Annotated in this window: 11 protein-coding genes and 2 pseudogenes; 7 read left to right on the forward strand and 6 right to left on the reverse strand. The window is 41.7% G+C overall.

The features are described from left to right. The coding region (locus AB6D07_RS12045) for a MipA/OmpV family protein (RefSeq protein WP_372140721.1) at window positions 1-186 on the forward strand (186 nt) is incomplete at its 5' end. A gap of 72 nt (window positions 187-258) precedes the next feature. Here AB6D07_RS12045 and AB6D07_RS12050 read toward each other — a convergent pair. Continuing rightward, window positions 259-490: pseudogene (locus tag AB6D07_RS12050) on the reverse strand (transposase); the annotation flags it as partial. 254 nt (window positions 491-744) lie between these two features. On the opposite strand from AB6D07_RS12050, the gene AB6D07_RS12055 reads away from it, so the two are divergent. Further along, the gene (locus AB6D07_RS12055; protein ID WP_017102807.1) at window positions 745-1,245 is read left to right on the forward strand and encodes a CPBP family intramembrane glutamic endopeptidase; all 501 of its coding nucleotides are present in this window, start codon (window positions 745-747) and stop codon (window positions 1,243-1,245) included. Between the two features lie 82 nt (window positions 1,246-1,327). After that, window positions 1,328-1,438, forward strand: a pseudogene (locus AB6D07_RS12060) (MipA/OmpV family protein); the annotation flags it as partial. A gap of 109 nt (window positions 1,439-1,547) precedes the next feature. On the opposite strand, the gene AB6D07_RS12065 reads toward AB6D07_RS12060, so the two are convergent. The 5 genes from AB6D07_RS12065 to AB6D07_RS12085 form a co-directional block, all read right to left on the reverse strand. Then, window positions 1,548-2,048, reverse strand: coding sequence for a YfbU family protein (locus AB6D07_RS12065; RefSeq protein ID WP_009846313.1), 501 nt, complete (start codon window positions 2,046-2,048; stop codon window positions 1,548-1,550). A gap of 221 nt (window positions 2,049-2,269) precedes the next feature. Continuing rightward, window positions 2,270-3,010, reverse strand: coding sequence for a pyruvate formate lyase 1-activating protein (pflA, locus tag AB6D07_RS12070; RefSeq protein WP_009846312.1), 741 nt, complete (start codon window positions 3,008-3,010; stop codon window positions 2,270-2,272). Window positions 3,011-3,173: 163 nt separating this feature from the next. Further along, window positions 3,174-4,175, reverse strand: coding sequence for a lipid A deacylase LpxR family protein (locus AB6D07_RS12075; protein ID WP_017102806.1), 1,002 nt, complete (start codon window positions 4,173-4,175; stop codon window positions 3,174-3,176). A gap of 201 nt (window positions 4,176-4,376) precedes the next feature. Next, window positions 4,377-6,653, reverse strand: a complete 2,277-nt coding sequence (pflB, locus tag AB6D07_RS12080; protein WP_017102065.1) for a formate C-acetyltransferase — start codon at window positions 6,651-6,653, stop codon at window positions 4,377-4,379. 307 nt (window positions 6,654-6,960) lie between these two features. Beyond that, the gene (locus AB6D07_RS12085) at window positions 6,961-8,502 is read right to left on the reverse strand and encodes a DUF3360 family protein (RefSeq protein WP_009846317.1); all 1,542 of its coding nucleotides are present in this window, start codon (window positions 8,500-8,502) and stop codon (window positions 6,961-6,963) included. 791 nt (window positions 8,503-9,293) lie between these two features. Between AB6D07_RS12085 and AB6D07_RS12090 the strand changes: the two genes are divergently transcribed. The 4 genes from AB6D07_RS12090 (at window position 9,294) to AB6D07_RS12105 (ending at window position 12,471) form a co-directional block, all read left to right on the forward strand. Beyond that, window positions 9,294-10,064, forward strand: coding sequence for an ABC transporter ATP-binding protein (locus AB6D07_RS12090; protein ID WP_017102066.1), 771 nt, complete (start codon window positions 9,294-9,296; stop codon window positions 10,062-10,064). Window positions 10,065-10,200: 136 nt separating this feature from the next. Then, a complete protein-coding gene (locus AB6D07_RS12095; protein ID WP_009846319.1) occupies window positions 10,201-10,971 on the forward strand; it encodes an ABC transporter substrate-binding protein in 771 nt (256 codons plus the stop codon). A 79-nt stretch (window positions 10,972-11,050) separates the two neighbouring features. Beyond that, the gene (locus AB6D07_RS12100; protein WP_012603591.1) at window positions 11,051-11,791 is read left to right on the forward strand and encodes an ABC transporter permease; all 741 of its coding nucleotides are present in this window, start codon (window positions 11,051-11,053) and stop codon (window positions 11,789-11,791) included. A gap of 2 nt (window positions 11,792-11,793) precedes the next feature. After that, complete coding sequence (locus tag AB6D07_RS12105) at window positions 11,794-12,471, forward strand: ABC transporter permease (RefSeq protein ID WP_009846321.1); 678 nt, start codon at window positions 11,794-11,796, stop codon at window positions 12,469-12,471. Window positions 12,472-12,616 lie beyond the last annotated feature (145 nt).

Here is a 12,616-nt window from a genome sequence, read left to right on the forward strand (position 1 = left end):
AGAAATACGCGAAACGGGGTTGTTCTATCTTTAAATTTAATTACGCAACAAAGCCATGTGACGCCAAATGTTCGAGTAACCGGCGGTGTGCGATATACCAACCTTGAAGGTGATATTGAGAACAGCCCAATACTTGAAAGCGGTATTAATATGGCAGCGAATGTTGGCGTAGCATACGTCTTCTAGGTGCTGTTGTTTTTCTCGTTATAGACGAAAAGAAAAAAGGGTTACTCATGATGAGTAACCCTTTTTATTGGTTCACAGCGGCTTTCCGGAGAAAGCCACTTTTATCTTCAAGAAGAAGTAGACTGTATCTCGATACCCCCAATTTCAGATAATAAGTGCTACATTCACTTGATTAGCTTTATCTTGTTGTTTACCCATATTCCAATGTGCAAGTATTTAACGGGGAACTTGCCGATGCGATAATGCCGTGAAGATAAGGACTCAGTTTTTGAACGAACTCTTTCAATGGCTTAATTCCACTCTCTTATACCTGTTCATATAACACCTCCCAGAGCCCCTTCTTTTCGATGAAACCTATTTGATCTAGATGTCAACAACATTCGAAATCTTATTTTACATATAAGTCGTGTGTATATGCCTTGCGTGTCACGTTTTGTACGGAAATAATATGATTAATTATTATCAATAAAAATTGATAGCTATTTTATTTATGCTGAGGGATATGGGTTAAATAGCTTTAATGAGTATTAAATATGGAGATTTAACTTGGTTTTCAGGATGAATTGTTTAATTTACGATGCGTTAGAATTAAATAGTAAACAGTTTTTTATTCGCGTTTACGGTTTAGCATGGTTATGGGCATTGATCTTTGTTTTTTTAGATTATTTCCTTCTAAATGGCTTTGGTAATATTCTTCTGGATACGAGTGATGATGAAATTTTTTCTGCATTGTTTTTTATATTAATTGATGCACCATTTACTGAAACTCTAATATTTCAATGTTTTATACAAACGATTCTTCGTCATGCACAAGGAAGCCCAACATTCTCAATTTTAGGTTCAGCTACTATATTTTCTTTGTGTCACCTAGGTAATTCTACGATAAACGCAATTATAGTGTTGGCAACTGGACTTGCTCTAGCTTTAACATATGAATATGTACGGATGAGATATGGCAATATTTATGCTTGCCTTTCTGTCTTTATTTCTCATATGTTATGGAATGTAATTTCAGCGGTGGTTATGCCATTACTGTTTATTATCTTTGACTTAAAATAAAACAAGTTCTACATGCCCGAATTCAACTGCGAAGTGCGACACTCTCCAATATCAAGCAGCCAATGCCATTTCTTTAAAGACCATCGCTGGTGGTGTTCGTTATACCAACCTTGAAGGTGATATTGAAAATAGCCCAATACTTGAAAGTGGCATTAACATGGCCGCAAACGTCGGTGTCGCTTATGTATTTTAGGAGCTTTGGCTTATTGCTTCATATATGAATATTAAAAAAGGGTTACTCATGATGAGTAACCCTTTTTTTGAAATTTTATAAGCCTAGTTAAAGCTAATCTTCTAATGCACTAAGCACTAAATATTTGAGATAGCTCTGTCGCACATAGGTGGTACTGACGAGGGCAGTTACGCCACGTTGTTAGCATGCGACGGTACTTTTCTAACATTGGCATTTGACTATTGAAGTGGTGATCTGCTTTGTCAAATTGAGGGTAAAGTCCTTCAGAGTCAACAAGGAAACGCACGTAATGTACGATTTGTGCTTCAGAAGCGATATCGAAACCTAGGAATTGTAGACGACGTTGATCGACTTCCGCACGCTCTTGATCTGCAAGCATTTTATTCGACTCTTGCATCGCATGGTACATCTCCATAATGTCGATAATTTCGCGACATTCTGCTTCAGTTAAACAACCAAATTCTTTGTTAAGCTCACGCATTTGGAGTTCGTAACCACGTTCTACAATCGTTTGTAGACGCTGGTATTTAGCTGAGTTCTCAGGATCCATTTGAGACATTAGGTAGTATTGATTTGATAGAATTAGACGCTGAGCATTGGTCATTTCCATGGGAGGAACCTCACTAAAAAACTAAATGTTATATTATTTTGTTGCAGTAAGAGTAACAGCATTCCTAAGAGTGGAAACATGATCTCAACACGGATTTAATATGATTTTTTGAATTGATAAACAAAAGTTGTAAAGAAAAGTGAAAGGATTGTTTTAACCAAAAAAGAAAACGCCCCAATCGAAATTGAGGCGTTTGAAATCACTATTAACGTAAGTCTAAATTAGTATTTTACGTTTGAATGGTATTGACTGAGGATAGCAACAATCTCGTCCATTTTTTCTTTGCTTGGCGGATTTGTACCTTCAAGAGGGTAGTCGTGACCCAATGCTTCCCACTTATGAGCACCTAGCTTGTGGTATGGAAGCAGTTCTACTTTTTCGATGTTATCCATGTCCTTAATGAATTCACCCAGAAGATGCGCATCTTCTGGCGTATCTGTGTAGCCAGGAACAATCACATAACGAATCCACGTCTTCTTACCTATTTTGTGTAGGTAGCGTGCAAAATCCAGAGTACGTCGGTTGGATACACCAATGAAATCGTGGTGAATTTCATCTCGCATATGTTTAAGATCCAGCATTACCAGATCAGAGGCTTCTAGTACTTCATCGACCACTTCAGTGTGTTTACGAATATAGCCATTAGTATCAAGACAAGTGTGGATGCCTTCAGCTTGAGCCGCGCGGAAAAAATCACGAACAAACTCAGGTTGTAGCATCGCTTCGCCACCTGAACAGGTGATACCACCGCCAGAGGCTTTCATGAAATGACGGTATGATTTTGCTTCGTTAATGATCTCTTCGACCGTTACTTCCTTTCCGTCATGAAGATCCCATGTATCGCGATTATGGCAGTACATACAACGCATTAAGCAGCCTTGAAGAAACACAATAAAGCGGATACCAGGGCCATCGACAGTACCACAAGATTCGAATGAGTGAATGCGACCAGTTGTAGACATGAGCTATTCTCGTATAGGAATTTATACCGTTTATTTTATTACAAAAACGGTACATAAAATAGGGTCAAATAGTAACTAGGTCTTTAAAAATAAAGGCAATCACCTGTGAAGATGATTGCCTTTATTTAACTTGAAAAGCAGGCGGTGAAAGCCTTTTCTATGGCTAGAAGAAAGCAAACATAGTGATGCCACCAGTACCGTACACTGACTTTGTTGCTTCTTGGTAATCGGGTGTTTTTGCGGTAAGTGCGAAAGAAGCACCAACGTATCGGTTATACCAAGCAACACCAAGTACGGCTGTCGCTTGAATGTTTTCTAAAGTCACATCGTAGATCGCAGGATCTTTGTCATTTTTCTTTGCATAATCATTAACACCGGAACGATCCTCTTCGACAGTCAGGTCATTAAATCGGTAACGCCCTTCAAGACCTGCGTAAGTAAACCAACCTGTATTTGAAGCACCTATCATGCCTGCTTTGAATGGGTTTTCTGTGCTGATGTTCGCTGCGCCAAAGTTGCCGCCCAAGTCAGTACCCCAACGGAACATAAATCCAGTAGAAATGTCGCTTCTAAAATTACCAACGTTGATCTCTGATACGTTAGATATCTCGAAGTCAGTATTCGCTAATGCTTGATTACGCATTAGGTTGAAATGACTTAAGTAACCAAGGCTACCTGCGTACTCATCATCAACTTGATACTTCCAACCCATAGGTTCGTCTGATTTAGTGATTGAGTGAACCAGTTTTTGAGCGTCTTCGGAAAGTGCTCGCTCGCCTGTAGTACCAAACGTGATGTTAAAACGCTGGGCTTGTTGTGGGTTCAAGCTGATGTAGTTGAATTCTGTATGTAGGTAACCTGCGTATGGACGATCATTGGCTGATGGTTTTTCTAATTCAATGTCAGAAGGCGTGTACATCTTGTGACCAATGGTGATTTCCCACTTATCTAAAGAGCTTGCGCCCCAATAGGAAAGGCTCAATGGTTTTACCCAAGCGTATGGCGTAATACTTGACGATGTGTAACCCAGAAATAAACCGTTGGTATAGTCTTGGTCGACACCAAAGATACCATCGTTGTCTAACGCAAAAGTTAACGTAGAGCGTTCAGATGCCAGTGATGAACAAGAGAGGAGAATCAGTGGTAAATAACGAAGGTATTTCATGTAGCGGTTACTCTAAAATGATGAACAGAAATAGTACCGTAGTTTGAGTCGGTTTGTAGAAAAAAAGTGAATGCGAGTGTGCTTTTTGTGGCCAATCTAATCTTTCTAAGGGGAGGGGGCATTGATGAGATTTAGGGTAGATATAAAAAAGCCCCGCACATTGGCGAGGCTAATAGTTTTTACTGTCTATTGAGCGTGAGCTTATAGAGACTCAGTAAATGTACGTGCGATTACGTCAGCTTGCTGCTCTGTAGTCAGAGAGTTAAAGCGTACAGCGTAACCAGAAACACGAATCGTTAGCTGAGGGTATTTCTCAGGGTGCTTAACTGCGTCTTCTAGAGTTTCACGGTTAAGAACGTTCACGTTAAGGTGTTGACCACCTTCAATGCCAGCTTCGTGGTGGAAGTAACCATCCATTAGGCCTGCAAGGTTAGCACGTTGGCTATCTTCTTCTTTACCTAGTGCGTTTGGCACGATAGAGAAAGTGTAAGAGATACCATCTTGAGCATCAGCAAACGGTAGTTTACCTACAGACGTTAGTGAAGCTACAGCGCCTTTCTCATCACGACCGTGCATTGGGTTTGCACCAGGAGCGAAAGGAGCGCCAGCACGACGACCGTCTGGAGTGTTACCTGTTTTCTTACCGTATACCACGTTAGACGTGATAGTAAGAACTGACTGTGTAGGGATTGAATCACGGTAAGTCTTAAGCTTACGGATCTTGTTCATGAACGTAGAAACTAGTTCACAAGCGATATCATCTACACGAGAGTCGTTGTTACCGTATTTAGGGTAATCGCCTTCGATTTCGAAGTCAGTTGCAATGCCATCTTCGTCGCGGATTGGTTTAACAGTCGCGAATTTGATTGCAGACAGTGAGTCAGCAGCAACAGACAGACCAGCGATACCACAAGCCATAGTACGACGAACGTCACGGTCATGAAGAGCCATTAGAGACGCTTCGTAGCTGTACTTGTCGTGCATGAAGTGAATGCTGTTTAGAGCTGTCACGTATTGCTTAGCTAACCAATCCATGAATGTGTCTAGGCGATCCATTACGTCATCGTAGTTAAGTACTTCGTCAGTGATCTTGTCTCCAACTGGGCCAACTTGCATTTTAAGCTTCTCATCAACGCCGCCGTTGATTGCGTAAAGCATAGTTTTTGCAAGGTTAGCACGAGCGCCGAAGAACTGCATTTGCTTACCAACGATCATTGGTGATACACAACAAGCGATTGCGTAATCATCAGAACCAAGGTCAGGACGCATTAGGTCATCATTTTCGTACTGGATAGAAGAAGTATCGATAGATACCTTCGCACAGAAACGCTTGAAGCCGTCAGGTAGTTGCTCAGACCAAAGAACAGTGATGTTTGGCTCTGGAGAAGGACCCATAGTGTATAGAGAGTTAAGGAAACGGAAGTTCGAACGCGTTACTAGCGTACGACCATCAACACCCATACCACCCATAGACTCTGTAGCCCAGATTGGGTCGCCAGAGAATAGCTCATCGTACTCAGGAGTACGTAGGAAACGAACCATACGCAGCTTCATTACGAAGTGGTCGATCATCTCTTGTGCTTGGTCTTCTGTGATTTTGCCAGCAGCGATATCACGCTCGATGTAGATGTCTAGGAAAGTCGAAGTACGACCTAGAGACATTGCAGCACCGTTTTGAGATTTAACCGCAGCTAGGTAGCCGAAGTAAGTCCACTGAATAGCTTCTTGAGCAGTTTGAGCTGGCTCAGAGATATCGAAACCGTATTTCTCAGCCATTTGCTTGATTTGACCTAGAGCACGATGTTGCTCAGAGATCTCTTCACGCAATTGCATTGTAGCAGCAAGATCTTCGCCGTTCTCGAAACGCTCTTGTAGAGAAGCGAATTGAGCAGCTTTGTCTTTCATTAGGAAGTTGATACCGTAAAGTGCAACACGACGGTAGTCACCAATGATACGACCACGGCCGTAAGCATCAGGAAGACCAGTCAGAACACCAGACTTACGACATTTTAGGATATCAGGAGTGTAGATATCGAAAACGCCAGCATTGTGTGTTTTGCGGTATTCTGAGTAGATTTTTGAAACCATTGGGTCAAGAGTTTCACCGTATGCTTTACAAGAACCTTCAACCATACGTACACCACCGTTAGGGATGATTGCACGTTTTAGTGGCTTCTCAGTTTGTAGACCAACGATAGTCTCAAGATCTTTCTCAATGTAACCTGCATCGTGAGCAGTAATGGTAGAGATAACAGAAGTATCGAAATCTACAGGTGCTTTAGTTGCGTTTTCCTGTTTGATACCTTCCATTACCGAAGACCAAAGCTTGTTAGTTGCTTCAGTACCCTCAGAAACTAGGAAAGACTCGTCGCCTTCATATGGCGTGTAGTTCTTTTGAATGAAATCACGAACGTTTACTTCGCTTTGCCACTCACCTGCAGCAAAATCTTCCCAAGCTTTAGCAAATTGCTCTGCCATGACATACCTACCTTTTTAGTAGAAAAAATACGTACATTAACACTGTTGAGCCAGCGCCCCTCGTAAGGGTAGTACACTCTTATTAATAACAATATATATGAGCATATGAGCGTCATATGGTTATATATATTGTCACTACCTTTTATATGTTGTCTTTACTCTATGTATTCAAGACTACGCTAAAAAATTTCTGTAAACCTTAAACTAAATCAATAAATGCCAAAAAAAGTTGAAAAAATTTGAGTGGCAGGGGTTGCCACCCAAACTTTTTTTTAATCCCGATACTACTTTTGTGTAGTAATGAGCATTATAGCCAAGCTTTTAGGCCATATTGACTTTCTAGCATACCAACTGCAAGCATTGCTACTAAACAGATAACTAAAACGCCAACTGGGATTACAATCTTGTCTACAAATGATAGACGCTTCGCACGCTCTTTATCACCAATTAGACCGTTGTTATCAAGAAGCATAGTCAGAGCCCATGCTAATACAGGGTTAACAACCGCTGAACCGAAGATACAGATACCAGCTGCTTGAGAATCCTTTGAATCCTTAACCATTTGCATACCCGCTTCAAGTAGAGGTAGAGATACACCTACAAGTAGCGCAACACGCATCACTGGTGGCCATACTGCAACGTCCATTGGGAAACCAAGAATCGCAACAATAATACATAGAGAACCAAGCAAGATTGCGCCGCCAGGAATTGGACGTTTCGCGATTGCTGCTGGGATCATGTAAGTACCCCAAGAAGAAGTGATGTTACCACCACCAACCGCTGTACCTACCATTTGACGCACAGAACACATAGTCATAGTGTCATCAACGTCCATCAGAACTTTTTCAGACTTTTTAGGGTAGTTTAGTTCTTGGAAGATACGGTGACCTAGGAAATCTGGTGACCACATCGCTACCGCTAGGATTGCAAATGGTAGAGAAGCGATGAAGTGTTCAACGTTTGGCAAGCCAAGCATCCAACCTTCAGAAGTCGAACCCCACCAGTAAACTGGGTTTAGGTTTGGGATACCCATTTCAGTTTCGAATACGATATCGAAACCAGCGCCCAATGCTAATGCAATAGCAAGGCCTGTGAATGCACAAACTGGGATAGCTAACCAACGCTTGTTCACTTTTGCTAAGAAAGCATAGATAGCAATAGTAATAGCAAGAACGATTAAACCAACGTAACCCATGCTACCCGCTTCAACAGTAGAAGATTGAAGACCAACCGCCCATGCTTGAATCGAGTTAATTTGGCTCATGGTACCCGTTAGGCCTAAGAAAATGAGCAAGCCACCAGCGGTACCTTCCGAAGTCAGGTTAACCAGCTTGGAGCCGCCTTTTAGGAAACTTAGGATTAGACCGAAGACACCGATAAGGATAGCCAATGCAAGAGGGTGAGCACCAGCGAGAGCGATGGTACCAATAAGAGGAATCATTGGGCCGTGGTTACCGGCAAGGTTTGCTTTCGGGTTGAAGAAACCAGAAGCAAGGATACAGAACAGCAGTGCAGGAATCAGCATTTCTACACGAGCAACTTCAATCGCGAAGTCTTTACCTAGGTTTACGTGATCCCAAGCTTGAGTTAGGCCATCAGCCCAAGACATCATTACTGCAGAGTACATCGCGATGATACCGATGGTACCAGCAAGTGCAGGAACAAGATCTTCAAGTTCAAAACGGAAATCACGGCCTGGAAGGTTTAGGCCAAAACGACGAGGCTTCATGATTTGAAGTTCGTGATCTAAGTAATCTGAGCGGCTCTCAAATTCAGAAGCAGGGCGGTGTAGCTCTTTATAGCTTTTCTCTTCTACTTCAGAGTTCGCATTATTCACAACGTCTGACATAGATTCCTCATATTTTTATGTTAGTAATTCTAAAATTGAATTATAAAATTTCGCGTAATTGCGTTATTTCTTAGTTATAACTTATTAATATTATGTTGCACGGATTTGATGTGCTTTATGCAGCTAAGTTAAAAGAAATGTTTGGCATTTTTAATGCCTTATTCTTTGCTGCTGAGTCTAACAAGCTTACCCTTTAGGGTGATTGATCTTGATCACTTTATGAGTTTATGTGAAAGAAAGCTACAAAACGAAGCGATTCATTAACGTACCGTTGATGAATTGTGTAATTAGTTTTCACAAATTGACGTTAGCTATCTTCTTCATGTCTTGCTCTATATAGCATCAGCCGGATACCTCTTACTTACTGAGTGGTTTCACTATTAGTAGCTGGTCTCTTAGTTGCCTATGAAGTTTTAACCACTCAACGACCTTCAAATAACGTTCTCGTATAGTGAGTTTGGTGTACTACTGTGGGTGTTAGATTTTGTCGGAAGCGCCGTTTTTAAGTTCACAAAACGTGTTTTTCTTGTGAGGTATCAAGCTACGAGAATCTCATTTTGATTAACTTTATTTAAACAATGTCAGAGTCGCAATTACAGCTTGTTGATACATTTCATTCAGTAAATTGAGACTAAAACGCTATTCATTGCATAATAAGTCAGAGTTAATCGCTATTTATTCTCAATTATTAGGTTAATAATTTGTTGCATGTTGTTTCGTGTGGTGCTAGTTTGTATCGCATGAAAAGGTCGGAGTACCTTGCATTTTCACAAACTTGGGAGAGAAAGCGCATGAAAGATGTACCAGCGCTGGACATAAAGGATTTACACAAAACGTTTGGTCAAAATGAAGTTTTAAAGGGAATTTCACTTTCTGCGCATAAAGGCGATGTAGTATCGATTATCGGATCTTCAGGGTCGGGTAAAAGTACTTTCCTTAGATGTATCAACCTTTTAGAGACACCTACTGCTGGCGAGATTTGGGTTAATGGTGAATTAATTCAAATGAAAAATAACCGCCAAGGTGTTTCTGTTCCTGCCAATGAAAAACAAGTACAGCGAATCCGTTCTCGCTTAGCAATGGTTTTTCAGGGTTTCAACCTGTGGTCTCATCTGACCGTTCTCGAAAATGTTATCGAAGCGCCTGTTCACGTCTTAGGTGTACCTAAAGCACAAGCGATTGAAAATGCTGAGCTGCTACTGAAGAAAGTAGGGCTATATGAACGCAAAGATTACTACCCGGGTCATTTATCTGGCGGACAGCAACAGCGTGCGGCGATTGCAAGAGCGTTAGCGGTTGATCCTGAAGTAATGCTATTTGATGAACCAACATCGGCACTTGATCCTGAGTTAGTAGGGGAAGTACTTGGTGTAATGCGCGATCTAGCAGAAGAAGGAAGAACCATGCTTGTGGTAACACATGAAATGGCTTTTGCTCGTGACGTATCAAATCATGTGATGTTCTTACATCAAGGCTTGGTGGAAGAACAGGGCAATCCAGCTAAACTGTTTACTGAGCCTGAATCTGAGCGATTACAACAATTTATCTCATCGATTTACTAATCAGAATTGAAATGCTGTTGCTAAGGTAAATGGCGACAGTGTCAACAATGAAACACAACAAGTAAGTTAATAAGTAACAACAAACACAATATTAAAATTAGCAAAACATAAAAACCTAAATCACAGGAGTAGGGATATGAAAAAGTGGTTATTAGTCGCGGCACTTGCTGCAACTGCTGCAACGGGCGTAGCTCAAGCAAAAGAATGGAAAACAGTACGTTTCGGTATTGAAGGTGCTTACCCTCCATTTAGCTGGACAGAAGCTGACGGTTCGCTGAAAGGCTTCGATGTCGATATGGCTAACGCGCTTTGTACTGAAATGCAGGTGAAGTGTAAGATCGTTGCACAAGATTGGGATGGTATTATTCCTTCTCTGCTTGCTCGTAAATATGATGCGATCATTGCGGCAATGTCTATCACGGAAGAGCGCAAGAAAAAGATCGATTTCACAGGTAAATACGCACTTATCCCAAACAAGTTCATCGCTAAAAAAGGTGCAGGCCTTAACTTTGATGATCTAAGTGGTCAAAAAATTGCCGTTCAACGTGCAACAACTCACGACAAGTACCTAACAGATAACTACGGCGACACAGTAGAAATCGTTCGTTACGGTTCATTTGACGAAGCTTACCTTGATCTAGCTAACGGTCGTGTTGCTGCTGTACTGGGTGATGCATCTGCTCTAGAAGAAGGTGTACTAAACAAAGCGGGTGGTGAAGACTACGAGTTTGTTGGTCCATCACTAACTGATCCTAAATGGTTCGGTGAAGGTTTTGGTATTGCTCTACGTAAGCAAGACAAAGATCTGACTAAGCAATTAGATGCTGCAATCCTTTCACTACGTGAAAAAGGCATCTACCAAGATATCGCTGCTAAATACTTCAACTACGACGTATACGGTAAGTAATCTCTAGCGTCACTTCTTAAGGGAGAGGCTCACCTCTCCCTGTCTTACCAACTTTTTCGCAGTTCTGTTGGAATTCATTATGTTTGATTTACAAGGATATGAAGCGTCGATCCTGAAAGGGGCGGTGCTTACAATCGAAGTTGCCTTACTGTCGCTAATTTTAGCTATGGTTCTTGGTATGCTAGGTGCCTTAGCTAAACTCGCGCCTTATCGCTGGGCTCGTGCTATTGCAACCCTCTACACAACCGTTATTCGAGGTATACCCGATCTCGTATTGATGATGCTGATTTTCTTTGGTGGACAAATCCTTTTAAACAACAGTTTGTATTCCATCAATGAGTGGCTCAATGAATGGTTCACGTCGAGTGACCCTAACCACGAGTGGACCGCTTACCTACCTGATTATATTGATGTCAGCCCATTTATTGCTGGCGTCTTAACCATTGGCTTCATCTTCGGCGCGTACATGGCAGAAACCTTCCGTGGTGCGATAATGGCTGTCGACAGCGGTGAGATGGAAGCGGCAAAGGCCTATGGAATGGGCCCTGTCTTAGCGTTCCGTCGTATTCTATTACCGCAAATGATTCGTCACGCACTGCCGGGGTTTGGTAATAACTGGTTGGTTTTACTAAAAACTACCGCGCTGGTTTCTATTATTGGCCTTGAAGACATGGTACGTGTTAGCGCTCTGGCGGCGGGTTCAACCAAAATGCCATTTACCTTCTATATGACGGTAGCAATCATCTTCTTATTCTTCACCAGTGTTTCGACGGGCTTACTTAAGTTGGTTGAACGTAAATTCAGTATCCACGCGAGGTAGTTATGGACTTTTCATTGATAATTGAAAGCCTGCCGATTTACCTTGGTGGTTTGTGGACAACGGCTTGGATGGTTTGTGTCGCTTTGATTGTTGGCTTATTCGTAGCCATACCATTAGCTATCGCTCGTAACAGTCCAAATATGATGATTAATGCACCAGCTTGGTCGTTCATTTATTTCTTCCGTGGTACGCCGTTATTGGTGCAGTTGTACCTGATTTACTACGGTATGGACCAATTCTTCCCAGTAAAAGATACACTATGGGAAAACGCGTGGTTCTGTGCTTTAGTTGCGTTTATTCTAAACACATCAGCATATACTGCAGAGATCATTCGTGGTGCTATTAATGGCTTACCGAAAGGTGAAGTTGAAGCAGCAAAGGCGTATGGTATGAGCACACCCAAGACATACCGCCGCATCATTTTACCAAGTGCTCTACGTCGTGCATTACCGGCTTACAGTAACGAAGTTATCTTTATGCTTCATGGTTCAGCGGTAGCAGGTATCGTAACCATTATGGATTTAACGGGTGCTGCACGTTTGGTCAACTCTCGCTACTACGCTCCATTCGAGTCTTTCCTAACGGCAGGTCTATTCTACATGGCGCTAACGTTTATTATCATTGCGATTTTCAAATTCGCAGAGAAGCGTTTCCTTGCTTACCTAAGGCCGTTAAGTTAACTCTACGATACAGATTTTCTTAGATAAACGGCGCTCTTGTAGCGCCGTTTTTAATTTCAATTCAATTGTTCGGGTTCTAATAAGTTTAAGTGGTATTTGTTAAGTTCACTCCATAAATTACGAACCCATTAGTCGAATCAATTGA

Source organism: Vibrio sp. 10N.239.312.C11, assembly GCF_041466065.1.
In the GTDB taxonomy this organism is placed as follows: domain Bacteria; phylum Pseudomonadota; class Gammaproteobacteria; order Enterobacterales; family Vibrionaceae; genus Vibrio; species Vibrio tasmaniensis_A.

Bases quoted from the DNA above. Each gene is read 5' to 3' on its own strand.
- AB6D07_RS12055 (WP_017102807.1), top strand. From the start codon at position 745: ATGAATTGTTTAATTTACGATGCGTTAGAATTAAATAGTAAACAGTTT.
- AB6D07_RS12065 (WP_009846313.1), bottom strand. From the start codon at position 2,048: ATGGAAATGACCAATGCTCAGCGTCTAATTCTATCAAATCAATACTAC.
- pflA (WP_009846312.1), bottom strand. From the start codon at position 3,010: ATGTCTACAACTGGTCGCATTCACTCATTCGAATCTTGTGGTACTGTC.
- AB6D07_RS12075 (WP_017102806.1), bottom strand. From the start codon at position 4,175: ATGAAATACCTTCGTTATTTACCACTGATTCTCCTCTCTTGTTCATCA.
- pflB (WP_017102065.1), bottom strand. From the start codon at position 6,653: ATGGCAGAGCAATTTGCTAAAGCTTGGGAAGATTTTGCTGCAGGTGAG.
- AB6D07_RS12085 (WP_009846317.1), bottom strand. From the start codon at position 8,502: ATGTCAGACGTTGTGAATAATGCGAACTCTGAAGTAGAAGAGAAAAGC.
- AB6D07_RS12090 (WP_017102066.1), top strand. From the start codon at position 9,294: ATGAAAGATGTACCAGCGCTGGACATAAAGGATTTACACAAAACGTTT.
- AB6D07_RS12095 (WP_009846319.1), top strand. From the start codon at position 10,201: ATGAAAAAGTGGTTATTAGTCGCGGCACTTGCTGCAACTGCTGCAACG.
- AB6D07_RS12100 (WP_012603591.1), top strand. From the start codon at position 11,051: ATGTTTGATTTACAAGGATATGAAGCGTCGATCCTGAAAGGGGCGGTG.
- AB6D07_RS12105 (WP_009846321.1), top strand. From the start codon at position 11,794: ATGGACTTTTCATTGATAATTGAAAGCCTGCCGATTTACCTTGGTGGT.